A 26,052-nucleotide genomic window follows, 5' to 3' on the forward strand; every position below is an offset into this window, starting at 1 on the left:
ATCGGCGCCGCGTGGATCGCTGAAGGCGGTCGAGGCATTCCCCCATTGGCCATGATCCCGGCCAACCCCGCGCCGATCACCGGCCGTCCCGTATAGCGGTCGATACAAAGGAACCATGCATGGTGCGCATCACGCTTGAACTTGCCAGCCAGATTATCATGGCGACGTTGCAGAAGAGGGTGGAGCTCGATTTCAAGCCGCTATGCGTGGCGGTGCTTGATCCTGGAGGTCATCTCGTCGCGATGCAGCGTGAAGACGGGGCCTCAACGCTGCGGCCGCAGATCGCGATGGCCAAAGCGGGCGGGGCGCTCGCGCTCGGCATATCGAGCCGTAAGATTGCCGAGATGGCGTCGGAGCGACCGACGTTCATCGCCTCGCTCGGGCCCATCTCTCCGCACGGCGTCGTGCCTGCGGCGGGTGGAGTGCTCATCGTCGACACAGACGGCCAGTTGGTTGGTGCAGTGGGTGTGACCGGCGACACCTCGGACAATGACGAGACGTGCGCGCTAGCCGGCATTGCTGCGGCCGGCCTGTCTGTCTTGGATTGAAATCGGCAAAAATGGTCGTGACGACTGGATCGGTTGCGCACCCGCGTGCTCGGGGGCATCGCCGCGGGGCGGGGGTTAACAACTTCCAGGCGATGTGATGGGGCAGGTTGGGATCTGCAATCTCGGCAGATGTGTCTTTCCCGGGCAAGGCTGAAGCCGGTGGACGGCTTGTGCGGTAGTATGAAGGGCCCGGTAGGTTTGAGGCAGCTTCTGCCTATGCCACGCAAATGAACAAAAGGCAGCTTATGGGAAGCCGCCACGCAGTGCCGAACGTCAACATTTGGGTCGACATTGTCGCGGCCGCAAACAGTCGGAATGCAGATCGTCGACAACGATCTCGTATCACTTCAGTTCGACCATACAGAGAAGGCTCTTTGGTTATCGGGCGGCGTTAACGTCCTTAAAAATTTCGGTTAGACGTGACGGAAGTATCCACGCCGAGCATCCATGCGATGGCCAAGGGGTGACATGACGCGTTTGAGTACCGAGCTTGTGACATGGGTCGCGCGGCAGATCCTGCCGCACGAGCCTGCGTTGCGGCGGTGGCTCCGTACCGGGTTTCCCGGCGTCGATGTCGATGACGTCGTCCAGGAATCCTATTGCCGGCTGGCGGCGTTGGCCGACTTCAGGCGCGTGGAGGACCCACGGCGGTACCTGTTCCAGACGGCGCGAAATGTCGTGCTCGCAGAACTGCGGCGTTCGCGGGTCGTGCGGATCGATGTCGTCGGGACCAGCGCCGATCTCGAAGGTGCGCTGGCGGCCGATCATCTGTCGCCTGAACGCATCGTTGCCGGACGGGGACTGCTCTCACGGGTGGAACATCTGCTCGCCGACCTTCCCGAACGTAGCCGGACGATCTTCCGCATGCGCAAGGTCGAAGGACTGTCGCAGAGGGATATCGCGTGCGCGCTGGGGATCACCGAAACCATCGTCGAGAATGACTTGGCACGAGGATTGAAGACCATATTGAACGGACTTTCGGCGGAAGACCGTGCCGACCTACCTGCCCGCACCGTGAGGAGCCGTCATGCCCGACCAGCCTGACGTGATCGAAACGGCTGCGGCGCGTTGGGTTGCTCGGCTGGACCGGGCACCGGACGATGCCGATCTGGCGCGTGAGATCGAGGATTGGTGTGCGGAGCATCCGCGTCACTCGGGTGCATTGTTGCGCGCCCGCGCGGTGTGGACCGGGATCGACGCGGATGAGGTGGACGACGGTTCGATAGAGACTGTGCCCCCATGGTCACGCCGTCGCGTGCTGGCCGCCAGCGGGGGGCTGGCGGTTGCCGCTGCCGTGGTCGGTGCGATCTGGCTGGAAACGCGCGGCGATACGGCCTTGGCCACGAAGGTCGGCGAGCGTCGTATCGCCAAACTCGACGATGGTTCGACGATTGTTCTGAACACCGCGAGCCGGACGCGTGTGCGGATGACCCCCGAACAACGCTCGGTCGCGCTGGACGACGGCGAGGCTTGGTTTGCGGTCGCAAAGGACCATGCGCGCCCGTTCATCGTCTCCGCGGGCGACGTCCGCGTGCGGGCGGTCGGTACGGCCTTTGCCGTGCGGCGCCATGTCGGCCGCGCCGAAGTCACTGTAACCGAGGGGCGCGTGCGGGTCTGGTCGGTAGCCGCGCCCGAACGGTTCGTTACCCTCGACGCGGGCAAGCACGCGGTCGTCGCGGACGCATCCGGCACCGCCGAGACGATCGTGTCGACGGCCAAGCCTGCGGAGACGCTGGCTTGGCGGAAGGGCGAGATCGTGCTCGATGGCATGACGCTGGGCGATGCGGCGGCCGAGTTCAACCGGTACAACACTCGGCAATTGTCGGTCGAGGCGCCGCTCGCGGATCGCAGGATCGTCGGCTGGTTCCGGACCGACGACATGGAAGGGTTTGCGCGCTCGGCGGCGGCGATGACGGGCGCGCGGATCGAGCGCGATGGCAGCGATTTGCGGGTCGTCGAATAATTCCGCGGTGCACTGACGGAAATCCGACGGCGACGCATCTCTATCCCCAGACGCGCTGAAGACGCGTTCGGGATAATCGCAGGGAGGAAATGTCATGCGTTCACAGCTGTATACGGGTCTGGTGTTGGCCAGCGCCCTCGTCGTCGCGTCGCCCGCCGCGGCCTTTGGACAGACCCGTAGCTTCGACGTCGCGGCGCAGTCCGCATCGACCGGCATCGTCGCCTTCGCGCGCCAGGCCGGTATCCAGATCATCGCACCCGAAGACGCCACGCGCGGTCGGCGGATCGTCGCAATCCGCGGTAATCTCGCCATCACCGACGGGCTTCGCCGCATTGCCACCGCATCCGGCCTGAGGCTCGTATCGTTCGACGGTCGCACGGCCGTCCTCGCCACCGGTGCCGTCGCCGCGTCGCAAGTGTCGCAGACCGATCCCGCAACACCGGTCGGCGTCCAGCCCGAGACGCAGCAGGCCAGCAACGAACTCGACGAGATCGTCGTCACCGGCACGCGTGCGCGCGGCCAGACCGTTTTGACCTCGTCGTCGGCTGTTACCGTCGCGACCCGCGAGGACCTCGACCGCAAGGCGCCGCGCTCGACTGCGCAGGCGCTCGAGCTGATTCCGGGGGTGTTCGTCGAAGGGTCGGGCGGCGAAGTCTCGAACAATTTCTCGGTCCGCGGCCTCGCCGGTGGTGGCCAGCAATTCGTGCAGTTGCAGGAGGACGGGCTGCCCGTTTTCTACATCAATGCGCTCAGCGACACGATCCTGAAGCAGGAAGTCTCGATCGATCGTCTCGAAGCGGTTCGGTCGGGGTCGTCGGGCATCCTGACCGTCAACGGCGCGGGCGCGACGGTCAACTTCATCACGCGCAAACCCGATTTCGACAAGTCCGGCGGTACGTTCCAACTGACCACGTCGAGCTTCGGGACGGCACGCGTCGATGCGTTCATGACCAAGCCGATCGCCGAGAACACGGCGATCTCGATCGGCGGGTTCTACCGCAAGGACGACGGCATCCGCGATCCGGGGTATGACGCGAACCACGGTTTCATCTTTCGCGGCGCAATCGCGCAGCGCTGGACCGGCGGCAAGCTGACGCTGTCGGCGAAGGTCGTCGACGACAGCAACATCTTCTATGTCGGTATTCCGCTGACCGGGGTCGGCGATCCGAAATCGATCCCCGGCCTGTCCGCGACCCACGGCCTGCTCCAGAGCCGAGACTTCTCGCTCGTCCGTACGCGTACCTCGCCGACCACTGGGCGCTCGTTCCAGCCCATCGACCTCGAAGACGGCGTGCACACCAAGGCGCAGTCGTACGGGTATGACCTGACGCAGGATATCGGCAGCGACTTCAATTTCTTTGCGCGCGGCCGCTACACGAACTTCGGTACCGACTTCAATTCGATCTTCTCGTACGACAATTCCGGGCTGGGGCTTGCGTCGGACCGGCTGGCGAACAACCCGACCAGCGCGCAGACGCTCGCGCGGTTCGTGCCGCAGGGGGCGAACAAGCTCGGCCTCCGTTATGTCGATACCGGCCAGGTCATCACCGGCACCGCGGCGCTCAACGCGATCAACGGCAACGGGCTGATCGCCGAGAGCGTGATCGGCCGCAATCGCGCGTCGGTGAAGGAGTTCAACAGCGATACCGGGATCACGTGGCAGACCCCGACCAACTCGCTGACGCTGGGCGGGCTGTTCACGCGGTCAAGCCGTTACAACGATGCGATCGGTACCGCGACGTTCCTGACCGACGTGCAGGACCGGGCGCGCCGCGTCGACGTGGTCGCGCTCAACGCCGCCAACAACGTGGTCGGATCGCTGACCGAGAACGGCTTCCTGACCTATGGCACGTTTGGCGAGGGTCCGAGCCGCGCCAAATTCAGCTCGATCTCGGCCTATGCGACCGACCAGCTGACGTTGTGGGACAAGCTGCGGATCGACGGCGGCGCGCGTTTCGAGCATTTCGTGTTCAACCGGCTGGCGGGGGAAACAATCAACCGCGCGCCGATCGCCGGATCGGGCACGTATGATGCGAACGGCAACCTGCTGGTCGACAACGACAACATCATCGCCAACAACTACATCAACAACAGCTTTGCCGGCACCTACACGGCGCAGCGCCGCGAGTTCAACAAGGTCGCGTGGACGCTGGGCGCGAACTACCTGATCACCCCGCGGCTCGCGGTCTATGGCCGCTATGCCACCGGGTTCCAGGCGCAGGAGCAGAACACGCCGACCAATCTGCGGTTCGCGGAAGGCGGCGTGCGCTATTCGAGTGGCTTCCTGCAGGCGTCGGTCACCGGCTTCTACACCAAATTCCTCGATTACCCGCAGTCGCGCGACATCACCTCGACCGTCGGCGGCGTGCAGATCACGCAGCAGCTGACCGCCAATTCGGGGATCAAGGTGTACGGCGGCGAGTTCGACGTCACGTTGCGCCCGACGACCTGGTTCCGGCTGCAGGCGAGTGGCGTGATCCAGGATTCGAGCATCAGCATCGGCGAGCTGATCGCGCGACGCAACGGAGTGGTCGTCGATCTCAACACGATCGATCCGGCGCTGCGGGCGACCGTGCAGGGGTTTGGCGGCAACCGGCCGGAGCGGACGCCGGCGCTCAACATCAACGTCACCCCGGCGATCGTGCTGCCGAACAATCTGGGTGAGATCTATGGCAGCTGGAAGCGGATCGGGAAGATCTATGCCGACGTGTCGAACTCGCTCGAGCTGCCGGCGTATTCGGTGTTCTCGGCGGGCGTGCTGTTCCGGCTCGACGAGGCGGTATCGTTGTCGGCGAGCGTCGAGAATATCGGCAACGTGATCGGACTTACCGAAGGTAACCCGCGCGGTGGGTTCGTCGAGAATACGGGCCAGAACACGTATTTCGCGCGTCCGATCAACGGCCGCAACGCGGTGGCGAGCGTGCGCTTCGACTTCTAACTCCCCTTGGGCGCGGTCCACCCCTGCCGTGCTCCTTTTTCTTCGGAGGCATCATGATCCGCTTCACCTCCGCGCTGGCGCTAGTCGTCGCGCTTGCCGGCGGTGTCGCCGGGTCCGCGCAACGCACGCTGACCGACGGCCGGGCCCAGCGCGATGCGGCGCCGCTCGCGTTCCGGATCGACGAAGGGCGGAACATCAATGCGTTCGTGCGCGACGGCCAGATCGCTGCGCACCTGCTGCTGCGATCGGGCGACGTGCCGCGCATCCTGTCGGCATTTCCGGCGGGTAACAGCGCGGTCGGGCTCTGGTTCGACAAGATCGATCGTCCCGCGACCTGGACGCTCGATACGCCGCCGATGCCGTCGCCGATGATGGATGCCAAGGGGCGGCCGCTGCATGCGGTGCAGGCGACCGCGAGCATCGACGTGCCGGTGCTGCGCTTTCGGCAGGCGGTGCTGTCGTCGATCCGAGTGCTGCGCGACTATGAGGCTTTGGGAAAGGCGCCTGCCGAGATCCTTGTGGCGGGGCGGTATGATCTCGATCTTCGCGGCGGGCCCGGGATGGTCTGGACGCGCGATCGGCTCGACGGCGCGGCAGGCTATATCCTGTCGGTTCGCGGGCTCGACGGCACGGTGGTCGACAAGGACGGTCTTCGCGCGGGGAAGGGCGGGCATATCCGGATCGCGATCGTCGCCGGCAGTGGCGAGACGCCGCTCATCCCGCTCGGTGGCGATGCGCTGCTGACCGCAGCGGCACGCAACGATCCGCGCGCACGGAATGCGCTGTCGTACCTGTCGTACAAGGAGAAGTTCCTGGCGGGGTCGTGGCGGTTCGACACGTATTTCGGCCGTGACACGCTGATGTCGCTGCGGCTGCTGATGCCGGTGCTGCAACCGGCTGCGGTCGAGGATGGTATCGGCGCGGTGTTGGCACGGCTCGCTGCCAATGGCGAGGTCGCGCACGAGGAGGATATCGGCGAGTTCGCGGTCCTGCGTAACGCCAAGGAAGGCCGCGGGCGGATCGCGACGCCGGTCTATGACTACGCGATGGTCGACGACGACTTCATGCTGGCGCCGGTGGCGCGTGCGTGGCTGCTCGACGCGCCGCGTGGTCGCGCGCGCGCCGCCGCCTTTCTCGCCGCGCCGGCGGGGAAAGGACTGCGGCAAGGCGACCTGATCGCGCGGAACTTCGCCTGGGTCGTTGATCGCACCGCCGCGTTCGCTGGGCAGCCGGGGTACAGGGCGCTGGTCGCCATCAAGGCCGGGCGGTTGACCGGGCAGTGGCGTGACAGCGAGGAAGGGCTCGGGCGCGGCCGGTACGCGTATGACGTGAACGCGGTGTGGGTGCCCGCCGCGCTGGCCGCGATCGAGCGGTTTGCCGCCAGTGGGCTGCTCGACCGCTACGGCACGCCCGAAGACCGCGCGGCGATGACGAAGGCCGCGACGCAGGCGCAAGTCTGGCAGCGCGCCGCGCCGAGGTTGTTCGCGATGACCGTGCCGAATGCCGAGGCGAGTGCCGATATCGCCGCCTATGCGCGGAAAATTGGCGTGCCGTCCGCGTCGGCGCTGGCATCGCTTGGGACGGCACCGCTTGCGTTCAACGCATTGTCGCTCGACGATGCAGGGAAGCCCGTCCCCGTGGTCCATTCCGACGACGGGTTCGCGCTCTTGTTCGGCACGGCTTCCGCTGCCGATCTGGATCGTTCGGTCGATGCGATGATGCGGCCGTTCCCGGCTGGGTTGATGACAGATATCGGACTGCTGGTCGCCAACCCCGCCTTTGCGCCGGCGGACGTGCAGGGGCGGTTCGGTGCGACGGCGTATCACGGGACGGTGGTGTGGTCGTGGCAGCAGGCGATCCTGGCCGCGGGTCTCGATCGGCAGTTGGCGCGGAGCGATCTTCCGGCGGCGACGCGAGGCCGGCTGGTATCGGCGCGGGCGCGATTGTGGCGGGCGATCGATGCAGCTGGCGAGGTCCGGACGTCCGAACTCTGGTCCTGGGCATATGCAAACGGGCGCTACACCGTCGCCCCGTTCGGCGCATCGAGTGCGGACGTCGACGAGTCCAACGCGGCGCAATTGTGGAGCACGGTGTTTCTCGCGCTACGTCCGCCCCCCGCGCTTCGACCACGAAAGTGACGATTGACCGTCGTGCGCTGCTGGTGCGGGGTGGACTGTTCGCCGCGGCGACCGCAGTGCCGGTACCGGTCGGGGCCGCCGCGCGGCGGATCGACGACCTGATCGCGGCAATGACGATCAAGGAGAAGGCCGGCCAGCTCAGTTGCTTCAACGACGACGTCCGCCCGGTCGGCGCGGTGTTCAATCCGATCGTCAACGCGAGCAGTGCGGACGCGATGCTAGCGCGGGTCCGGGCGGGGCGTGTCGGGATGCTATTCAACGGCTACGGCGTCGCGGGTGCGCGACGGTTGCAGGCGGCGGCGTTGCAGAGCCGGCTGAAGATCCCGCTCGTGCTGGCGGCCGACGTGATCCACGGCTGCCGCACGATCTTCCCGATCCCACTGGCCGAGGCCGCCGCCTTCGATCCCGATCTGTCCGAACGGGCCGCACGAGCGGTCGCCCGCGAGGCGACGGCGGGCGGGCTCCACTGGACCTTCGCACCCATGGTCGACGTCGCGCGCGATCAGCGCTGGGGACGTGTGGCGGAGGGTGCTGGCGAGGATGTGTACCTCAACCGCCTGCTCGCCGTCGCGCGGGTGCGCGGGTTTCAGGGCGATGACCTCAAACGCGCGGACGCGATGCTCGCGACGCCCAAACATTTCGCGGGCTATTCGGCAGTGCGCGGCGGGATGGAATATGCCGCGGTCGACATGAGCGAGGCGGAACTGCGCGAGACCTATCTGCCGCCGTTCGCCGATGCGTTCGCGGCGGGCGCCGGCGCGACGATGGCCTCGTTCACGGATTTCGGCGGCATACCCGTGACCGCGAACCGTCATCTGCTGACGGACATCCTGCGCGGCGAACTCGGGTTCACCGGGGTCTGCGTGTCGGACTATGACGCCGACCGCGAACTGATCGCGCACGGCATTGCCGCGGACGAAGCCGATGCCGCGCGATTGGCGATCCTCGCCGGGATCGACGTGTCGATGCAGAGCGGGCTGTATAACCGGCATCTGCCCGGCCTGGTCGCGCGAGGCACGGTGCCGATCGCGGCTGTCGACCGGGCGGTGCGCCGGGTGCTCGCGCTCAAGGAAGCGCTCGGGCTGTTTGAGGATCCGTACCGGTCGATGGACGCGCGGGTCGAACGCCGGGAGACGCGCAGCCCGGCGATCCGCAGGCTGGCGCGCGAGGTGGCGACACGGTCGATCGTGCTGCTGAAGAACGAGCGCGACATCCTGCCACTGACGCGTGCCGGCAAGCGGATCGCACTGATCGGGCCGTTCGCGACCGATCGGGCCAATCTCTACGGACCATGGTCGTTTGCGGGTGAACAGGGTGCGGGGACCGACCTTGCGACCGGGATCCGTGCGCGCCTTGCCGACCCGACGTCGTTGGTCGTCGAACCGGGCTCCGGCATTCACGAGGCGCTCCCGGACGGCATTGTGCGTGCCGTCGCTGCAGCGCGGGCGGCGGACGTCGTGCTGCTGGCGGTGGGGGAAGCCGGCGACATGTCCGGCGAAGGCAATAGCCGCGTCGAGATCGACGTCCCCGACGTGCAACGCCAGCTTGCGGAGGCCGTCGCTGCGACGGGTACGCCGGTCGTCGTGCTGCTGCGTCACGGCCGCGCGCTGGTGCTGGACGGTGCGATACGAGATGCGGCGGCGATCCTCGCGACGTGGTTCCTTGGCGAAGCGACCGGCGACGCGGTCGCCGACGTGATATTCGGGATCGAGGGCCCGTCGGGCCATCTTCCGGTAAGCTTTCCGCTGGCGAGCGGGCAACAGCCCTGGTCGTACGATCACCGCTCGACCGGCCGCCCCGCGCGCGACGCGGATCCGCTGGAGGGTGGCCGCGCTAGGTGGCGCGACGCACCGGATCGCGCGCTCTACTCTTTCGGACACGGGCTGACCTATGGACGCCTGGCGCTCGAAGATGTCGTGGTCGCCCCGACAATGGCGTGGGAAGCCGAACTTTCGGTCGGTGGGTTCGTCCATAATAACGGCGCCCGCGATGCCGTAGCGCTGGTCCAGCTCTACATTCACGACCGCGTCGCCAGCCGGACGCGGCCGGTGCAGCAACTCAAGCGGTTCGCGCGCATCGCCGTGCGTGCTGGCGTTCGTCAGCGGTTTGCGGTGTCTCTTACCCGTGCCGATCTGGCGTTCGTCACGCAGGACGGCACAACGCGAGCGGAACCGGGAGATTTCGATGTTCAACTCGCGTTGAACGGACCCGGAAGCGGAGTTTACCTTCCAATGAATCTGTCTTGCTCAGCATTATAAGTCTGAAACAATGACCTACGGTATCGTTGTGGCTGGCTTTCAATCCTAGAGATTTACGAATGGTGAGAATCGGAACGCGCACCGTGCGCCGCGAATGACGGATTATGGGTCCTCGTCAGCGCGGAGCGGCTTGGTTACAAATCACGATGGCTTTGCCCGCTGTCGTGTCAGCCGCTACTCAAGATGGGATACGTAAAGGACATGCCGTGGCGAGCGTCGAAATCAGTGGACTTTCTAAGTGTTTCGGTGACACGACGGTGCTCCATCCGACCGACCTGACGATCGAGGAAGGCGAGTTCGTCGTACTCGTCGGGCCGTCGGGTTGCGGCAAGTCGACACTGTTGCGGATGATCGCCGGGCTTGAGGTACCAAGCACCGGAAGGGTGGTGATCGGCGAGCGCGATGTGACCGATGCCGCGCCGTCGGACCGCGGGCTGGCGATGGTTTTCCAGTCCTACGCGCTCTACCCGCATCTGACGGTCGCTGAGAACATTGCGTTTCCGTTGAAGGTCGCGAAGGTCGCCAAGCGCGAGATGGCCGAGCGGGTGGCTGAGGTCGCGGCGATGCTCGATCTTTCCGAACTGCTCGACCGACGGCCACGCGCCCTGTCGGGTGGGCAGCGCCAGCGCGTGTCGATCGCCCGCGCGGTGGTGCGACGGCCGAAGGTATTGTTGCTCGATGAGCCGTTGTCGAACCTCGACGCCAATCTACGCGCGCGGATGCGGCACGAGTTCGCGCGGCTGCATCAACAGCTCGGCGCGACGATGATCTATGTCACGCACGACCAGCTCGAGGCGATGACGCTGGCCAATCGTATCGTCGTGATGAGCGAAGGGCGCGTCGAGCAGGTCGGTCCGCCGATCGACGTGTATCGGCGACCGGCGAGTTTGGCGGTCGCCGCGGCGATCGGGTCGCCGGGGATGAACCTGCTCGCGGCGACGATCGCGTCGGTCGACGCTGACGGTACGACCGTAAGGTTGTCGGAAGGCGAGACGGTGAGGACCGGCGCGATCGTCCCCGCGGGAGCGGTTGGCGCGGCGGTCACGTTCGGGGTCCGGCCGGAACATCTGTACGTGGATGACGCAGGGCCGTTCGATGGTGCGGTCGAGTTGTTCGAGCGGCTCGGGCCGTTGTCGTTCGCGCATCTTGGCGCGCGGGGCGCGGCGGATACGATCGTCGCGCAGTTGCCGGGGGATCGGTCGGTCACGCTCGGGGAAGTCCTGCGGGTCGGCGTTGCGCCTGAGGACGCGCATGTGTTCGCCGCCGATGGTCGCGCCTATCCCTTCACGCTGCCGCCGAGCAGTCCGGTCAGGTAATAGCGCTGCATCGCGAGGAAGAGTAGCAGCACGGGCATCGTCGTGACGACTGCGGCTGCCATCATCAGCTCGCCGTCCGCCGAATGCTCGCGCGCGATCGCTGCGACCGCGACCGGCAGCGTGTAGAGATGCTGGTCGGCCAGCACGATCAGCGGCCACAGGAAGTCGTTCCACGAGCCGAGGAACATGAACAGCGCCAGTGTGACGACGATCGGGATGAGGAGGGGGAGGACGATGGTCACGAAGATTCGCGCCTCGCTCGCACCGTCGATCCGCGCCGCGTCGATCATCTCGTCCGGGATCGCCAGCGTCGCCTGCCGCACGAACAGGATCGCGAAGATGCCGGCGAGGCTCGGCAGGATCACGCCGGCATAGCTGTTGACGAGCCCGAGCTGCTTGAAGATCAGGAACAGTGGCAGCATCGCGACCTGGCCGGGCACTACCAGCGATGCGATCAGGATCTTCAGCAGCCGCTCGCGTCCGCGGAAGCGCAGCTTGGCGAACGCGTAGCCGGCTGGGACCGTCAGCAGCAGGCCAAGCAGCGTCGAGATCGCGGCGATCGCGACGCTGTTGAACAAGGCGGGGACGATCCGGTAGTCGAACCACGCGCCGTCGATCAGCCGCCGGACGAGCAGCTCGTGGTAATTTTCCAGCGACCAATGCGATGGCCAGAGCGGCGTCGGCAGGTTGCTCGACTCGCCGCGCGGCATGAACGACACGATCACCATGTAGAGCAGCGGGGCGATCGTCAGCGCGGTCAGGGTCGCAACCGCCACATTGGCGAGGATCGCACGCGGTTTCATCAGAGCCATTCGTAGCGCCTCCCGATCCGCGTTTGGACCATCGTCAGCGCGAGGATCATCAGGAACAGGACGAACGCGACCGCGCTAGCCTGGCCCAGGTTCCACCATTTGAAGCCCTCATCGAACATGAAATACAGGATCGTCGTGGTGCTCTGCGCCGGGCCACCGAGCGTCATGACATAGGGTTCGGCGAAGATCTGGAGGAAGCCCGCGACGCTCATCACCGCGGCTAGCAGCAAAGTCGGGCCGATCGCGGGGAGGGTGACGTGGCGGAAGCGGCTCCAGCGGCCCGCGCCGTCGAGCCGTGCGGCCTCCATCAGGTCCTGTGGCACCGCGGAGAGCGCGGCGGTGAAGACGATCATGTTGTAGCCGAAGATCTTCCACGTGACGAAGATCAGGATCGCCGGAATCGAAGTGTGTGGGTTGCCGAGCCAGTCGACCGGCGCCCCGCCGATGGCCGCGAGCGCGCGGTTGATGAGGCCCGAGCGTTCGTTGAAGAGGAACCGCCACACCACCGCGGTCGCGACGATGCTGGTAACGTAGGGCGCGAACAGCAGTACGCGCCACAGCGGCTTCCATCGGACGGTAGCGTCGTTGAGCAGCAGCGCGACGGCGAGCGAAGTACCGATCGCCATCGGCACGCCGAGCAGCGCGAAGATTGCAGTGTTGCCCATCGCGCGCCAGAACAGCGGCGTCGAGAACAGGTCGACGAAATTGCCAAGCCCGACGAAACGCAGGTTCGCCCAGTCGGCGAGCGCGTAGATCGAGTAGTCGGTGACCGACAACGCCATCGCCAGTGCGGTCGGCAGGACGAAGACCAGCGCGATGATTGCGAGGACCGGCGCGGAGAAGAGCCAGGCGGCGCGTTCCTGGCGGGTCATGCGAGCGTGCCCGCCTCGACCAGCGCACGGCGCTTGGCGAGCAACTGGTCGACGCGCGTGTCGAGCCCGGCGAGCGCTTGCGGAATCGTCTGGACGCCCCGCACGACGCGCTCGGCGGCGAACTGGATCTCCAGTTTGATCCGCTCCCACTCGATCACTTTCGGCGCGGCAGTGGGGAAGCGCATCTGCTCCCTGAACGGCGCTAGTATCGGCGCGCGGAGTTGCGGCGACGACCACGCGCTCAGACGGGCAGGGAGATTGCCGATCAGGCGCTGGTAGCGGAGTTCGCTCGCCGGGGAACTGAGGTGGCGGACCAGTGCCCAGGCTTCGGCCGGGCGCGGCGTCGATGCGGAGACGCAAAGGCTAGTGCTCAGCCCCGACACCGCGCCAAGACCGTGCGGACCGGCGAGCCGCGCCGTCCCCCAGCGATCGGCGGGTATCTCCGCCGCGCGACGGTGAAGGTCGAGCAGGGTCGTCGGCCCGGTCGGCCAGATCGCGAAATAGCCCTGCGCGAAGGCCGCGACGGGATCCTGGATTTCGGTCGAGAGTGCTTTCGGTGCGAGACTTTCGGCGAAGATCCGCGCGTAATAGGCGAACGCGGCCCTAACCTCCGGCGTCTGGAAATTGCCTCGTGTGTCGTGGTCGCGCAGCATTGTCGCGCCGGTCTGGCGAAGCATCGTGATGAGCGTGTCCGGCCAGTTGAGCAGCAGCATGAACACGAAATCATCGGGCCGCTGTCGCTTGATCGCGCGGCCCATGCGGAGCCAGCCGTCCCAGTCCTTTGCCGGCTCGGTGTAGCCTGCCTTAGCGAGAATATCCCGACGGTAGAACTGGACCTGAGGCGCGACCGACCACGGCGCCGCGAAGTCCCGACCGCCGACTCTCGTGGCCTCGAGCACGCCAGGGAACATGTCGGCGACTAGCGCGGTGGATGGGACGGGGGCGATTGCACCGATCGTGGCGAACTCTTGGACCCAGCCATTATACAGCATCAGCACGTCGGGCATCGCGCCGCCCGCCTGCGCGGTCAGGAGCTTTTCGTGCGCTGCGGTCGCCGGGAGGGATTGCACGTCTACCGGTATCCCCGTCGTGGCAGTGAAGGCAGGCATCAGCATCGGCGAATAATCGCCTTCATAGCTCATCGCCCAGAATTTCAGCGGTTTGGGGCCGCGCGTGCCGGTACAGGCCGCCAAACCCAGCGTCGGCAGGAGTCCCAATGCGGCTCTCCGCGTCCAGTCCTGCGCCTGCTCCCCCATCGCCGGATCGTGGCGCATCGCAGCGTCCGGCGCTACCCCCATCGCGACACGGTAACGGCCGAAAAATTGCGTCAGGTTAAGGCCTTGGCCGAGTTTGCGCGGGCGATCGGCTTGCTCCCCTGCCGACGATGCGCTTAAGCCGGACGCAACGAACGCCGGTGGGGGGTCAATGCCGGCGAACAGGGAGAGAAGTCATGCGTATCCTTCGCCGCCGTCATCTGCTGTCCGGCGTCGCGCTGCTTGCCGCCACTTCGGCGCAAGCGCAGATTGCTCCGCCTTCTACCGATACGTCAGCGCCCACCGCCACCGACCAGGCCACGGATCCGGCACCCAATCCAGTGAGCGAGATCGTCGTTACCGGTTCGCGCATTGCGCGCCCGGATTACGAAGCACCCAACCCGATCGTTTCGTTCAGCGCCGCCGACCTCCAGAAGTCGGGCAACACCAACGTCACGACCTTCCTGCAGCGCGTGCCGGCGCTCACCAACTCGCGCGACAGCACGCGGACCGCGGGCAATGCCCAGGCCGACGGCAGCTTCGGGCAGGTCGGCCTCAACCTGCTCGACCTGCGCGGTCTCGGCCCCAACCGTACGCTGGTGCTTGTCAACGGTCGCCGCCATGTCGCCGGCCAGCCCGACACCGCTGCTGTGGACATCAATGCGATCCCCACCGACCTGATCGAGCGCGTCGATGTACTCACAGGCGCGGCGTCGGCTGTGTACGGCGCGGACGGCGTCTCGGGCGTCGTCAACTTCGTGCTGAAGCGCGATTTCGATGGCGTCGCGGCCCGCAGCCAGTTTGGCATCTCCGAGCGTGGCGACGCCGCCAACCGCTTTGCGTCGCTGATCGCGGGCCGCAACTTCGCTGACGGCCGCGGCAATCTAACGCTCGCGTACGAGTATAACGCCGACCAGCCGCTCGCGAACGACGATCGTCGGTATCTCGCACAGGGCGACCGCCAGTATTTCGTCAACCTCGACAATTATGACCCGACGCGCGCTGGCAGCTACAAGATCGGACCGGTCGGCGACCTGCGCTATCCGTACAGTTCGAACCAGAGCATCGTGTATATCGGCGACCAGGTTTTCCGGGGCGACGGCGCGCTCTACACGCCCGGCCGGTTCCTGCAAAACGACGGGTACACGGTCGGCGGCGACGACACGCCGGTCGCGGGCTATATCGGCGATATCTTCCCGCGTACCCGCCGCCACGCGATCAACGCGCTGACGCATTACGATGCCTCGGACGCGTTCAAGATCAGCCTGGAGGGTAAGTTCGTCCAGTCGACCGTGACCAGCTTTGGCGGCTATGGCGGCAATTACCCGGCGATCATCGCGCTCGACAATCCCTACATCCCGGCGAGTATCCTCGCCGCCGCGACTGCGGCCGGGCTCGGCTCGGTCGACGTCAACCGCAACAATTTCGACATCCCGCGGCGTGGCGAGGAAGACCGCCGACGCACATATCGCGGCGTCATCGACGTCACCGGCCGCGTCTCGGAGCATGCCAGCTACGACGTGTCCTATACCTATGGCCAGACCGACGTCCGCGCGACTAAGCTCAACGACCGCCTGAACGATCGCTTCCTGAACGCGCTCGATGCGGTGCGCGCGCCGGGGGGAACGATCGTCTGCCGTTCGGCCGAGGCCAGCGCGGCCGGCTGCGTCCCGGTCAACACGTTCGGCGGCAACACCGTGGACCCGGCCTCGTTCGACTATTTCCTTAGCAACCCGGTCAGCAATGCGCGACTGACTCAGCACGTCGCTAACGCCTCGCTGAACGGCGACTTCGGACAGTTTTTTACACTGCCCGGCGGCCCGGTCGCATTTGCTGTCGGTGGCGAATATCGCCGCGAGTCGAGCAGCTTCCGTCCGGCGCAGGCGATCACCGACAATCTGTTCTACCAGTATGACGAATACATCCTGCCGACCCCGTCGAGCGGCCATTTCGATGTCTGGGAAGCATTCGGCGAATTGAACGCGCCGATCCTGAAGGACGTACCGTTCGCCAGCCTGCTCTCGGTCGGGGCCGCGGGACGCTATTCGGATTATTCGACGGTCGGCTCGACCCGTGCGTACCAGTTCAACGGCATCTACGCGCCGATCCGCGAGATCAGCTTCCGCGGCTCCTACGGCCGCTCGGTCCGCGCGCCCAACATCGGCGAGATGTTCCGTCCGCAGACCGGCAGCAGCAACTTCTTCTCCGATCCCTGCTACCTCGGCAACCGCACGCTCGGGACGCAGTTCCGCACCGCGAACTGCCAGACGCTGATCACCGGCGCAGGGGGCAATCCCACCACCTTCACCGCGCAGAACAACCCGAACGCAACGATCTTCATCCCCGGCACGCAGCAGGGCAATCCGGACCTGCGCGCCGAAGTCGCCCGTACCTGGACTGCAGGCGTCGTGGTACGGCCAATTGCGGGGTTGTCGATCGGGCTCGACTGGTACGATATCCGGTTGCGCGACGCGATCAACACGCCCGATGCGAACACGATCGCGTCGCTGTGCGTCGACCAGCCGACGCTCGACAACGCCTATTGCAACGCGATCAGCCGTGAGCGCGGCACCGGGTTCATCAACGGCTATGTCGTCCAGCCGCAGAACGTCGCGGCGTTCCGCACCGCCGGCGCCGAACTCAACATTGCCTATCGCTTCCGGACGGCGCGAGCAGGCGCGTTCGATATCCGGCTAGTCGGCGGCTATCTCAACAAGCTCGAACAGGTCGCCACGCCGGGCGCCATCACCGAGGACAATGTCGATCAGCCGTTCCGTCCGAAATATACCCTCACCTTCTCGCCGAGCTGGACCGCGGGGGCGCTGACGCTGAGCTACAACCTGCGCTGGCAGGACGGCGTCCGCCGGTTTGCGAAAGTCGATACCGATGCGAACCCGAGCCTCGTCGATCCGCGCTATCTCCAGTACAAGGAGCTGTGGCAGCACGACGTGCAGACCGAGGTCGCGGTCGACGAGAAATTCTCGTTCTATGGCGGGGTCAACAACCTCGCCGATCAGAAGCCAGACATCGGCTTCGAGACCAACGTGCCGATCTCGCCGGTCGGTCGGTATTTTTACGCGGGGGCGAAGGTCCGGTACTGAGACGGTTGGGAGTTGACCGCGAGGGACGCCTCGACGACGGACGGCGGATTGAAGAACTGAGAAAAGACGCCTGTGCTGACCGAAGACATGCTGCGCCTCATCACGATGGAGGAAGGGGCCTTTATCGATCCGAGCTGCACGGTTATCGATCCGCATCGCCTGACGCTGCGCAAGGGTGCGTTCGTCGGCCCGGAAGGACTGATCGACGCCGGCGGTGGCGTCGAGATCGGCGAAGCGGTGCGGATCAGCTACCGGTGCACGATCATCTCGCTGACCCACCACATCACACGCTCGGTCTGGCGACGGGGCGTGGATGGGGATCGACTTCGGCCTGTCCTGATCGAGCGCGGTTGCTGGGTAGGCGCCAACGTCACCATTTATCCGGGCGTCACTGTTCGAGAGGGCTGCGTCATCAACGCCGGTTCGGTCGTTGCGAAATCTACCGAAGCACATGGACTTTACTGTCCCTCATATGCCGTGCGTATCAAAGACCTTGAGTTCGAGTGACGGCTGATCACGATCGCGTCGTCAAGACCACCTATCTACGTTCCATCTGCCCGAAGCTCTCGTACGAAGCGCCGAAAAAATGGCGTCTCGCTAAATGAACGGACGGCCGGAGTTGGGGCGAGGCCATGGGGCCCTGAATGGCCGTTTGTGGGTCACCTGTCGCAAATCCTTAGCGTCTTCGGCCCATCTGTAGGAGACGGACATAGTCCTGTTCTGGTTGGCCATATGTATCGCCCGCCAGGGCCATTAGCTTTGTCCGATCGTGGACAAGAACCTTGGCCCGGACGGCCCGGATCGCGTGCTCCTCCTCCAGCCGGTGGAGTGCGTCCGTGACGCTGCTGCGGCGAACGCCCAGCATCAGCCGAAACTCTTCGTGCGTCATGCAGATCTCGTCGGCTTGGACACGGTCGTGATAGAGCAGGATCCACCGTGCCATGCGGCGCTCGATCGAATGCGCCAGCGATGACACGACGGTCCGGCCCATCTGCAACATGAACACGTGCGCGAAGCGGAGCAGTGTCATGCGCAGCGTAGGGCTTTGGTCCACCGCTGCCAGCAACGCCTTGGCGGGCATGCGCAGCGCCTGGCCGCGCTCGGCGCGCATGGTGACGTCGTAGGGCGAGCGATCGTCGCCCATGACCAGCGGCCAGCCGATGAACCCCTCGGCGCCGACCAGACCGACCGCATAGCGACGATCGTCGTCTAGCGAATCCAGCACTCCGGCAATACCCTGTTCCAGAAAGCAGATGCTTTCGATCGGATCGCCGGCTCGCGTGATGAAATCTCCGACCGCGAACGATACCGGCTTGAGATGCGGCGCCAGCAAGCTGAAATCTTCCGGAGAGAGGCTGGCTAGCAGCCGATTGCCGACCATTCTTTCGACAGGAGCTTCATCGCGATCGACCGCTGCGCAAGGCGTTGCGCCGGTAAAGGAAACGATCGTCGACACCCAATTCTCCTTCTAACCGGCGGACTTTGCACGGTTCCGTACAGCAACGTTGGCCATCCTGCTTTGTTCATGAGCGATCAAACAGGAGGATCAAATGGTTTCCATCTCGAAGCGCCCGGTCGCGCGCAGCCTTTTCGCGGCGGCGCTGCTGACGGCATCGGCCGGCGTTCTCGCGCAATCGGCACGCTCGCCGAGCGCACCGCCACCCGCCGCCCCGCCGGCAAGCGCGACGCAGCCCCCCAAGGCCGCGCCCGACATGCAAAAGGTGCTCGACGCGCTCGCGGGTCTCGGCGGCAAGCCGATCGAGACGCTGACCCCGGCGCAGGCGCGGATGCAGCCTTCGGCCGCCGATGGCGCCAAGGCGGCGATGGTCCAGCAGGGCATGTCGACCGCGCCCGACGCTTCGGTAACGACGCAGGACGTGCCGTATGGCTCGGACGCCCAGCAATTCGCGCGGATCTACAAGCCCGCGGCAGCGCCCGCGAATGGCAAGCCGATGCCGGTCGTCGTCTATTATCATGGCGGCGGCTGGGTGATTGCTGACGTGAACACGTATGATTCGGCACCACGCGCGATGGCCAAGGCGCTCAACGCGATCGTCGTGTCGGTCGAGTATCGCCACGCGCCCGAGTTCAAGTTTCCCGCGCAGCATGACGACGCCGCAGCGGCGTATCGCTGGACGTTGCAGAACGCGGCGAGCTGGGGTGGCGATCCCGCCAAGATCGCGGTTGCGGGCGAGAGCGCTGGCGGCAACCTTGCAATCGCCACCGCGATCTACGCACGCGACAATCGCCTGACCGTGCCGCGCTACATCGTCTCGGTCTATCCGATCGCCAACAGCAGCATGACGCTGCCGTCGCGTAAGGATTCGGCGAATGCCAAGCCGTTGAATGCCGCGATGCTGAAGTGGTTCGGCTATTATTACCAGACCAGCGCCGCCGATGCGCAGGATCCGCGGCTGAACCTGGTCGCCGCCAACCTGCGCGGCCTGCCGCCGACGACGATCATCAACGCGCAGATCGATCCGCTGCGCTCGGACGGCGAGACGCTGGCAGCCGCGATGCGGACCGCGGGCGTGAAGGTCGAGCAGAAGACCTTCCCCGGCGTGACGCATGAGTTCTTCGGCATGGCCAAGGTCGTGCACGGTGCGAAGGACGCCAACGAGCTGGCGGTCGCGCGCCTGAAGGCAGCCTTCGCAGGTGCGCCCCGCCGCTGATCGGTTCGACGGGGTGGCCGGCGCCGCCCCGTCGATCAATTCGTGACCGGCATCTGGCCGGCGCGGCCTGACAACGGAGAGCAAGCGATGCGTACCCCACCTTATCCGCCCGCGGACATGCCCGCGGATCTGCGTCCGCTCCACGACGAGATGGACGCCTATATCACCGAGCATCTGAAGGGCTTCGTCTCGCACCGGGCTGATGGCGCGCTGGTCGGGCCATTCGCGCCGATGCTGCGCTTTCCCGCGTTCGGTCGCGCCGCCTGGACGTATACCAAGGCGCTGATCGACAACGCCACGCTGCCCAAGGCGGCGCACGAGGTCGCGATCTTGGCGACCGGCGCGGTCTTTAACTCGCGCTACGAACTCTACGCGCACGAGCGGGTCGGCGAGGCGGCGGGTCTGTCGGCCGAGAAGGTCGCGACAATCGCCGCCGGGCAGCGTCCCGGGGACCTGACCGAAGAGGAGGCTTCCGCCTATGACGTCGCGGTCACGTTGGCGGCCGGGCGTCAGCTGCCAGCCTCGACCTATAACCGTGCCGTGCGCGCGTTCGGCGAGGACCAGACGGCGGAGCTGGTCTACCTGGTCGGCGGCTATTGCCTCGTTTCGCTACTGCTCAATGCCTACGACATGTCGGTCCCCAGCCGCGAGGAAGGACTGCCCGACGATCCAAAGGAAGAGGGAGAGCGCGCATGAACGGAAAGCGAATGGCCGGCGCGATCGCCGGTGGGTTGGTGGCAGGCCTCGACATCACCGCGATGATGCTGGCGGGCGAGAGGAAGAGCGGCACGCCGTCCGAGCTCACCGATCTCGAACGGGCCGGTGCGCGGCAACTCGGCGTCCGCGCCGTACCGCCGAGCGATCGATTGCCCGATGCCACCGAACAGGTCGTGGTTCAGGGCAGTCACCTCCTGCTCTCCGCCGCGGCCGGCGCGGTCTATGCCGCGACCGTCGACGAGGATGCGGGCGTGGTGTCATCGGGGATCGTGTTCGGCTTGGCGTTCTATGCGGCGATGCACTGGATCACCGGGCCGATGCTGGGCCTCAAGAAGCCCGAATGGCAGGCGGACGCGGCGACGATCGGGACGCACACGATGGTCCACCTCGTCTTCGGCGTCGCGACCGCGGCCGGCGCGAAGGCGGCGGCCAACGCCTGACCGTTCCGGAACACCGACGCCCCCTAAGCGCGAATCGCGCTTTACTGCCCTGATCCATAAGGATTTCCCATGTTGAAGAACCCGATCCGCTACAGCCCCGACGTCGAGACTATCGGTCCCGACGAGCAGGAGACGATTGACGGTCTCAACAAGACGTTCAGCTACATTGTCGAAAAGACGCACGAGGACCTCGGCCACGCGCAGCGCGGCGTCCATGCCAAGAGCCATGCCTTGCTCGAAGGCGAGATGGTGGTGCGCGACGACCTCGCTGACGAACAAGCGCAAGGCATTTTCGAGCGCGGGCGTTGCTACCCCGTCATCATCCGCATGTCGGCGATCCCCGGCGATCCAATCCGAGACAGCGTGTCGCTGCCGCGCGGCTTCTCGATCAAGATCATCGGCGTCGATGGCGATCGGCTGCCGGGTGCCGAGGATGAAGTGACGCAGGACTTCCTCATGGCGTCCGGTGTCGTGTTCTCGAACCCGACGCCGGTCGGGTTCCTGCGCAACACCAAGCCGCTCGCCGCGACGACCAACCGCGCGGAATGGGCCAAGGCGGCGCTATCGAAGGTGCTGCGCCCGATCGAGCAGGCTTTGGAAGCGGTCGGCGGCGAGAGCGCATTGCTGAAGGGCTTTGGCGGCTATCCGGACACCAATCCGATCGGCGACCGCTATGGCACGCAGGCGCCGCTCCGCTTCGGCGACTATATCGCAAAGTTCGACATCGTGCCGGAATCGCCCAATTTCCGCGCGCTGACCGACCAGAAGCTCGGCGAGAGCAAGAGCCCCGATTCGATCCGCGAAGAACTGATGGCGATCTTCGCGAACGAAGGTGGTGCCTGGACGCTGCGCGTGCAGCTCTGCCGTGACCTCGAGGAAAACCCGATCGAGGACGCCGCGACGTCGTGGCCGGAGCAGCGCAATCCCTACATCCCGGTCGCGACCATCACGGTGAAGCCGCAGAAGAGCTGGTCCGAGGAGCGCGTCACCGTGCTCAACGAACAGACCGCATTCCGCCCCTGGCACGGCGTCGAGGCGCATCGCCCGCTCGGGTCGGTCATGCGCGCGCGCCGTGCGGTGTATCCGGTGATCCAGGATCTGCGCAGCCAGCTGAACGGCTGCCCGATGCACGAGCCGCGGACGCTTCCCCCGCTCGACTGATCGGGTCTGCACGGAACCGTACCGAAACGTCGCCGGGCATTCGGGTGTTAACATCCTGATGCAACAGGAGCTTCCCATGCCCTATCTACCCTATCGCGACGACATCGAGACGCCCGAAGCTGGCGAGCAGGAGAGTATTGACGGCATCATCAAGGGGATGACGCAGGAGAGCGAGACGGTCGAGAAGCGCGACGGCCATGCGGTGCGCGCCAGCCACGCCAAGAGCACGGCCTGCGTCATCGGCAAGATGGTCGTCGCCGGGAATTTGCCGCCCGAACTGGCGCAAGGGCTGTTCGCGAGCCCGGGGACGTTCGACGTCGCGGTCCGCTTCGCGCAAGGTCCGGGCGAGAAGCTCGGGGACAGGGTTTCGACGCACCGTGGCATGGCGATCAAGGTCTTTGGTGTCGGAGGCGCCAAGCTGGCCGGTCACAACGCGCCGACGCAGGATTTCGTCCTGGCGAGCGGTACGACGTTTCCGGCCGGCACCGCCGCCGGGTTCTTAGCGCAGGCGAAGAAGATCGGCATGACCGTGCCGATGCCCGAAGGTGTCAAAAGCGCGGCCGCATCGATCGCGCGCAACATCAACAAGGTCCTGAACGCGGTCGGTGCCGAACCGAGCCCAACGCTGGACTTTTACGGCCATCCGTTCAGCCACCCGCTCGTCGAGACCTATTTCAGCCAGTGCCCCATCCGCTACGGCGGTCATGTCGCGAAACTCGGCGTGTTTCCGGTCGCGCCTGAGCAGCGTGCACTCGATGATTGGCGGCTCGATCCGCATCAGGATGAAGATGGCTTCCGTCACGCCGCGATCGCGTATTTCGACGCCAACGACGCGGTGTTCGAACTGCGCGCGCAACTCTGGGCCGATGCCGAGACGCAGCCGATCGAAGATACGTCGGTCGACTGGCCGACGCGGGTCAGCGAATACCGCACGATCGCGACGATCCGTCTGCCGCGGCAGGCCGCCTATGGCCCGGATCGCGTCCGCTATTTCGACGAGCTGATGACGTTCCGGCCAGCGCACGCCCTGGAGGCGCATCGTCCGCTCGGTGGCGTGATGCGCGCGCGCATGCAGGTGTATCGCGCGCTCAGCGATTTCCGCCACCGCGAGACCGGCATTGCCGTCGCCAACACAGCGACCATCACCGATATCCCGGCCTGACGCCGCTCACGCTTATTCAGATTTCGAAAGGACGATCATGAAGCTCCAAGGCAAGACAATCGCAATTCTGATTTCACCGCGCGGCACGGAGGAGCCCGAGTTCGCGCAGCCAAAGGCAGCCGTCGAGCAGGCAGGCGGTGCAGTAACCGTCATCAGCCTCAAAACCGGCGACGCAGAGACGGTCAACAACGATCTCGATCCTGGCAAGACGTTCGCCGTCGACAAAGCGATCGACAACGTGTCGGCATCCGACTTCGATGGCCTGGTGATCCCGGGCGGGTGCGTCGGCGCGGACACGCTGCGCTCGTCGGACAAGGTCGTAGCGTTCGTGCGCGATTTCTTCGCCGCCGGGAAGCCGGTCGCCGCGATCTGCCACGCGCCGTGGACGTTGATCGAGGCCGATCAGGTGCGCGGCCGCACGCTCACCTCGTTCTCGACGCTCGCCACCGACATCCGCAATGCGGGCGGTACGTGGGTCGATCAGGAGGTCGTCGTCGACCAGGGCCTCGTCACCAGCCGCACCCCGGATGACTTGGCTGCGTTCTGTGCAAAGCTCGTCGAGGAGTTCTGCGAGGGCAGTCACGAGGCGCAGGCGGAGAACGCATGATGGCGCGCTTTGCCGACAAGGTGGTCGTGATTACCGGTGCCGCCTCGGGCATTGGTGAGGGTGCTGCTCGCCGTTTCGCCGAGGAAGGCGCGACGCTGGTGCTGGGCGACATCGACAAGGGCGCGCTCGACCGGTTGGCGGGCGAACTGGGCGGCACCGTCGAGACGCGGGAAACCGACGTCACCGACCGCGCCGCGTGCGAGGCGCTGGTCGAGGCGGCGATCGACCGCTTCGGTCGGATCGACGTACTCGTCAACGACGCCGGCGTCGACCATCTGGGCAAGCTGGACGAGGGCGACTTTTCGGAATTCACCAAGGTGATCGAGACGGACCTGTACGGCGTCGTCCATATGAGCCGCGCGGCGATCGCACATCTGCGTGCGTCGAAGGGCTGCATCATCAACGTGTCGTCGGTGTCGGGGCTCGGCGGCGACTGGAACCACAGCTTCTATTGCGCGGCCAAGGGTGCGGTCAGCAACTTCACGCGCGCGCTGGCGATGGACGAGGCCAGGAACGGCGTACGCGTCAACGCGGTCAACCCATCGCTGACCTATACCGCGCTGACCGCCGGGATGAAGGAACAGCCCGACCTGATCGCCAAGTTCGAGGAGCGAATTCCTCTCGGACGGGGCGCCGAACCCGCCGATATCGCGGGTGTGATCGCGTTCCTGGCGAGCGACGACGCGCGCTTCGTGACGGGCGTCAACCTGGCGGTCGACGGCGGGCTGACCGCGTCCAACGGTCAACCTCCGCTGTCCTGATAAAACGAGGGCGCACCAATGCGCTCTCGTTCTCTTCTGGAGTCCATTCGGCAATGACGAATCCCGTTACTTTCCGTGCGCATTTGGGCGCCGTCGATGTCTGACGCGCCCAAGGTCGCTATCGTCACCGGTGCCTCGCAAGGCTTGGGTGAGGGGATTGCAGGCGCGTATCGCGCGCGCGGCTGGCGCGTCGTCGGCGTGTCGCGATCGATCGCAGCGTCGCAATCGGACGACTGGATTACCGTTGCGGGTGACGTCGCCGATCCTGAAACCGCGAGGCGCGCCGTGATGGCCGCGCGCGGCCGGTTCGGGCGTGTCGACACGCTCGTCAACAACGCTGGCGTTTTCATCGGTGAGCGTTTCACCGACTATACGGCAGAGCAGTATCGCCAGATCACGCAGACCAATCTCGATGGCTTCTTCAACATGACGCAAGCGGCGCTGCCGCTGATGGTCGAGCAGGGCAGTGGCCATATCTTGCAGATCGTCACGACGTTGGCGGAGCACGCCGATGTCGAATTCCCCTCGGTGCTGGCGTCGCTGACCAAGGGCGGTCTTGCGGCGGTGACGCGCAGCTTGGCAATCGAATATGCCGCCCGCGGCGTACGCGCCAACGCGGTGTCGCCCGGCATCACCGAAACGCCGATGCACCCTCCCGAGACGCGCGCCGGGCTCGGAGCGTTTCACCCGCTCGGTCGGATGGGCACGGTCGCGGACGTGGTCGGCGCGGTGCTGTACCTCGAGGATGCCACGTTCGTGACCGGCGAAATACTCCACGTCGACGGTGGACAAGTCGCCGGTCACTGACGCGCAAGACAGGTACGCGTCGTTATATCTCTGAGTGGGTCGGCGGGCACCGAGCTCCCTGACCCGCTTGGCGCTATTGCAAGACGTGTTCGGCGCATCGGCGCACGAACGCGGCGCTGGCCTGCGGATGCGCGACAGGGAGCATATGGCCTCCGTCGGTCATTTCCAGCGTCGCGCCTGGAATTGCCGCTACTGTCTGCTCGCCATCGATCGAAGGGGCGATTACCTGGTCGTCACGGCCGTATAGCAGCGCGACCGGAATCGTCAGTTCAGGATAGCGGCTGACAATTGCGGCAAGGTCGACGTCGGCGCTGGCCAGTTCGAGCAGCGCACCATTGACCGCAACCGGGCGATCGCCAAGCCCACCGCCGCCGCGCGTGGCGAAATCGGCCGGGACTGGATCGGGCGCGAAGATCTTGCCCCAGCGCAGGCCATACGCCGCACGGCTGATCGGCGTACCGATCAGATTGGCGAATATCGAGCGTGAGCGCGGGCTGCCTTCGATCGCGTTTGCCACCGAGGCGGC

Annotated in this window: 22 protein-coding genes; 17 read left to right on the forward strand and 5 right to left on the reverse strand. The window is 65.7% G+C overall.

The features are described 5' to 3' along the window. The first annotated feature begins 119 nt into the window (after positions 1 to 119). From U1737_RS09320 to U1737_RS09350, 7 genes are all read left to right on the forward strand, one after another. The gene (locus U1737_RS09320; RefSeq protein WP_332796560.1) at positions 120 to 548 is read left to right on the forward strand and encodes a GlcG/HbpS family heme-binding protein; all 429 of its coding nucleotides are present in this window, start codon (positions 120 to 122) and stop codon (positions 546 to 548) included. A 468-nt stretch (positions 549 to 1,016) separates the two neighbouring features. Further along, positions 1,017 to 1,592, forward strand: coding sequence for an RNA polymerase sigma factor (locus U1737_RS09325; protein WP_332796561.1), 576 nt, complete (start codon positions 1,017 to 1,019; stop codon positions 1,590 to 1,592). Beyond that, positions 1,576 to 2,511 (forward strand): FecR family protein, encoded by a 936-nt coding sequence (locus U1737_RS09330; protein ID WP_332796562.1) that lies wholly within the window; start codon positions 1,576 to 1,578, stop codon positions 2,509 to 2,511. Before U1737_RS09325 ends, U1737_RS09330 begins: the two co-directional genes overlap by 17 nt. Before the next feature lie 94 nt (positions 2,512 to 2,605). Further along, the gene (locus U1737_RS09335; protein WP_332796563.1) at positions 2,606 to 5,449 is read left to right on the forward strand and encodes a TonB-dependent siderophore receptor; all 2,844 of its coding nucleotides are present in this window, start codon (positions 2,606 to 2,608) and stop codon (positions 5,447 to 5,449) included. A gap of 53 nt (positions 5,450 to 5,502) precedes the next feature. After that, positions 5,503 to 7,587, forward strand: a complete 2,085-nt coding sequence (locus tag U1737_RS09340) for a hypothetical protein (RefSeq protein ID WP_332796564.1) — start codon at positions 5,503 to 5,505, stop codon at positions 7,585 to 7,587. Then, entirely contained in the window at positions 7,584 to 9,845 is a 2,262-nt protein-coding gene (locus tag U1737_RS09345; protein ID WP_332796565.1) for a glycoside hydrolase family 3 N-terminal domain-containing protein, read from the forward strand. The genes U1737_RS09340 and U1737_RS09345 overlap by 4 nt, the downstream gene beginning before the upstream one ends. A 206-nt stretch (positions 9,846 to 10,051) precedes the next feature. Further along, the gene (locus U1737_RS09350) at positions 10,052 to 11,161 is read left to right on the forward strand and encodes an ABC transporter ATP-binding protein (protein ID WP_332796566.1); all 1,110 of its coding nucleotides are present in this window, start codon (positions 10,052 to 10,054) and stop codon (positions 11,159 to 11,161) included. On the opposite strand, the gene U1737_RS09355 is transcribed toward U1737_RS09350, so the two are convergent. From U1737_RS09355 to U1737_RS09365, 3 genes are read right to left on the reverse strand one after another with little or no spacing between them, the layout of a single operon-like run. After that, positions 11,122 to 11,973 (reverse strand): carbohydrate ABC transporter permease, encoded by an 852-nt coding sequence (locus U1737_RS09355; RefSeq protein WP_332796567.1) that lies wholly within the window; start codon positions 11,971 to 11,973, stop codon positions 11,122 to 11,124. The genes U1737_RS09350 and U1737_RS09355 overlap by 40 nt on opposite strands. Beyond that, positions 11,964 to 12,845, reverse strand: a complete 882-nt coding sequence (locus U1737_RS09360; RefSeq protein WP_332796568.1) for a carbohydrate ABC transporter permease — start codon at positions 12,843 to 12,845, stop codon at positions 11,964 to 11,966. The genes U1737_RS09355 and U1737_RS09360 overlap by 10 nt, the downstream gene beginning before the upstream one ends. Next, positions 12,842 to 14,119: an extracellular solute-binding protein gene (locus U1737_RS09365; RefSeq protein WP_332796569.1), complete on the reverse strand. Its 1,278-nt coding sequence runs from the start codon at positions 14,117 to 14,119 to the stop codon at positions 12,842 to 12,844. Before U1737_RS09365 ends, U1737_RS09360 begins: the two co-directional genes overlap by 4 nt. Positions 14,120 to 14,295: 176 nt before the next feature. On the opposite strand from U1737_RS09365, the gene U1737_RS09370 reads away from it, so the two are divergent. Together U1737_RS09370 and U1737_RS09375 are read left to right on the forward strand one after the other, a co-directional pair. Beyond that, the gene (locus tag U1737_RS09370) at positions 14,296 to 17,199 is read left to right on the forward strand and encodes a TonB-dependent receptor plug domain-containing protein (protein ID WP_332796570.1); all 2,904 of its coding nucleotides are present in this window, start codon (positions 14,296 to 14,298) and stop codon (positions 17,197 to 17,199) included. A 72-nt stretch (positions 17,200 to 17,271) separates the two neighbouring features. Then, the gene (locus U1737_RS09375) at positions 17,272 to 17,706 is read left to right on the forward strand and encodes an acyltransferase (RefSeq protein WP_332796571.1); all 435 of its coding nucleotides are present in this window, start codon (positions 17,272 to 17,274) and stop codon (positions 17,704 to 17,706) included. 169 nt (positions 17,707 to 17,875) lie between these two features. Here the strand turns inward: U1737_RS09375 and U1737_RS09380 are convergent, their stop codons facing one another. Further along, complete coding sequence (locus tag U1737_RS09380) at positions 17,876 to 18,655, reverse strand: Crp/Fnr family transcriptional regulator (protein ID WP_332796572.1); 780 nt, start codon at positions 18,653 to 18,655, stop codon at positions 17,876 to 17,878. Between the two features lie 94 nt (positions 18,656 to 18,749). Between U1737_RS09380 and U1737_RS09385 the strand changes: the two genes are divergently transcribed. The 8 genes from U1737_RS09385 to U1737_RS09420 all read left to right on the forward strand — a co-directional run bounded on the left by U1737_RS09385 (position 18,750) and on the right by U1737_RS09420 (position 25,526). After that, positions 18,750 to 19,871 carry an alpha/beta hydrolase gene (locus U1737_RS09385; RefSeq protein ID WP_332796573.1) on the forward strand — a complete coding sequence of 374 codons (1,122 nt, stop codon included), beginning with the start codon at positions 18,750 to 18,752 and terminating at the stop codon, positions 19,869 to 19,871. A gap of 87 nt (positions 19,872 to 19,958) precedes the next feature. Next, complete coding sequence (locus U1737_RS09390; RefSeq protein ID WP_332796574.1) at positions 19,959 to 20,567, forward strand: carboxymuconolactone decarboxylase family protein; 609 nt, start codon at positions 19,959 to 19,961, stop codon at positions 20,565 to 20,567. Continuing rightward, a complete protein-coding gene (locus U1737_RS09395; RefSeq protein ID WP_332796575.1) occupies positions 20,564 to 21,028 on the forward strand; it encodes a hypothetical protein in 465 nt (154 codons plus the stop codon). The genes U1737_RS09390 and U1737_RS09395 overlap by 4 nt, the downstream gene beginning before the upstream one ends. A 69-nt stretch (positions 21,029 to 21,097) precedes the next feature. Then, positions 21,098 to 22,189 (forward strand): catalase family protein, encoded by a 1,092-nt coding sequence (locus U1737_RS09400; protein WP_332796576.1) that lies wholly within the window; start codon positions 21,098 to 21,100, stop codon positions 22,187 to 22,189. A gap of 76 nt (positions 22,190 to 22,265) precedes the next feature. Further along, entirely contained in the window at positions 22,266 to 23,351 is a 1,086-nt protein-coding gene (locus tag U1737_RS09405; RefSeq protein ID WP_332796577.1) for a catalase family protein, read from the forward strand. A gap of 37 nt (positions 23,352 to 23,388) precedes the next feature. Further along, the gene (locus U1737_RS09410) at positions 23,389 to 23,958 is read left to right on the forward strand and encodes a type 1 glutamine amidotransferase domain-containing protein (RefSeq protein WP_332796578.1); all 570 of its coding nucleotides are present in this window, start codon (positions 23,389 to 23,391) and stop codon (positions 23,956 to 23,958) included. Continuing rightward, entirely contained in the window at positions 23,958 to 24,719 is a 762-nt protein-coding gene (gene budC / locus U1737_RS09415; protein WP_332796683.1) for a meso-2,3-butanediol dehydrogenase, read from the forward strand. Before U1737_RS09410 ends, budC begins: the two co-directional genes overlap by 1 nt. Positions 24,720 to 24,815: 96 nt before the next feature. Then, complete coding sequence (locus U1737_RS09420) at positions 24,816 to 25,526, forward strand: SDR family NAD(P)-dependent oxidoreductase (protein WP_332796579.1); 711 nt, start codon at positions 24,816 to 24,818, stop codon at positions 25,524 to 25,526. Between the two features lie 73 nt (positions 25,527 to 25,599). On the opposite strand, the gene U1737_RS09425 is transcribed toward U1737_RS09420, so the two are convergent. Beyond that, positions 25,600 to 26,043 (reverse strand): alpha/beta fold hydrolase, encoded by a 444-nt coding sequence (locus tag U1737_RS09425; RefSeq protein WP_332796580.1) that lies wholly within the window; start codon positions 26,041 to 26,043, stop codon positions 25,600 to 25,602. Positions 26,044 to 26,052: the final 9 nt, after the last annotated feature.

It is taken from the genome of Sphingomonas fucosidasi, from assembly GCF_036663855.1.
In the GTDB taxonomy this organism is placed as follows: domain Bacteria; phylum Pseudomonadota; class Alphaproteobacteria; order Sphingomonadales; family Sphingomonadaceae; genus Sphingomonas; species Sphingomonas faeni_B.

Excerpts from the sequence above, each read along its gene's own strand:
- U1737_RS09320 (WP_332796560.1), top strand. The coding sequence starts at position 120 with ATGGTGCGCATCACGCTTGAACTTGCCAGCCAGATTATCATGGCGACG.
- U1737_RS09325 (WP_332796561.1), top strand. The coding sequence starts at position 1,017 with ATGACGCGTTTGAGTACCGAGCTTGTGACATGGGTCGCGCGGCAGATC.
- U1737_RS09330 (WP_332796562.1), top strand. The coding sequence starts at position 1,576 with ATGCCCGACCAGCCTGACGTGATCGAAACGGCTGCGGCGCGTTGGGTT.
- U1737_RS09335 (WP_332796563.1), top strand. The coding sequence starts at position 2,606 with ATGCGTTCACAGCTGTATACGGGTCTGGTGTTGGCCAGCGCCCTCGTC.
- U1737_RS09340 (WP_332796564.1), top strand. The coding sequence starts at position 5,503 with ATGATCCGCTTCACCTCCGCGCTGGCGCTAGTCGTCGCGCTTGCCGGC.
- U1737_RS09355 (WP_332796567.1), bottom strand. The coding sequence starts at position 11,973 with ATGGCTCTGATGAAACCGCGTGCGATCCTCGCCAATGTGGCGGTTGCG.
- U1737_RS09360 (WP_332796568.1), bottom strand. The coding sequence starts at position 12,845 with ATGACCCGCCAGGAACGCGCCGCCTGGCTCTTCTCCGCGCCGGTCCTC.
- U1737_RS09365 (WP_332796569.1), bottom strand. The coding sequence starts at position 14,119 with ATGCGCCACGATCCGGCGATGGGGGAGCAGGCGCAGGACTGGACGCGG.
- U1737_RS09370 (WP_332796570.1), top strand. The coding sequence starts at position 14,296 with ATGCGTATCCTTCGCCGCCGTCATCTGCTGTCCGGCGTCGCGCTGCTT.
- U1737_RS09385 (WP_332796573.1), top strand. The coding sequence starts at position 18,750 with ATGGTTTCCATCTCGAAGCGCCCGGTCGCGCGCAGCCTTTTCGCGGCG.
- U1737_RS09390 (WP_332796574.1), top strand. The coding sequence starts at position 19,959 with ATGCGTACCCCACCTTATCCGCCCGCGGACATGCCCGCGGATCTGCGT.
- U1737_RS09395 (WP_332796575.1), top strand. The coding sequence starts at position 20,564 with ATGAACGGAAAGCGAATGGCCGGCGCGATCGCCGGTGGGTTGGTGGCA.
- U1737_RS09400 (WP_332796576.1), top strand. The coding sequence starts at position 21,098 with ATGTTGAAGAACCCGATCCGCTACAGCCCCGACGTCGAGACTATCGGT.
- U1737_RS09405 (WP_332796577.1), top strand. The coding sequence starts at position 22,266 with ATGCCCTATCTACCCTATCGCGACGACATCGAGACGCCCGAAGCTGGC.
- U1737_RS09410 (WP_332796578.1), top strand. The coding sequence starts at position 23,389 with ATGAAGCTCCAAGGCAAGACAATCGCAATTCTGATTTCACCGCGCGGC.
- budC (WP_332796683.1), top strand. The coding sequence starts at position 23,958 with ATGGCGCGCTTTGCCGACAAGGTGGTCGTGATTACCGGTGCCGCCTCG.
- U1737_RS09420 (WP_332796579.1), top strand. The coding sequence starts at position 24,816 with ATGTCTGACGCGCCCAAGGTCGCTATCGTCACCGGTGCCTCGCAAGGC.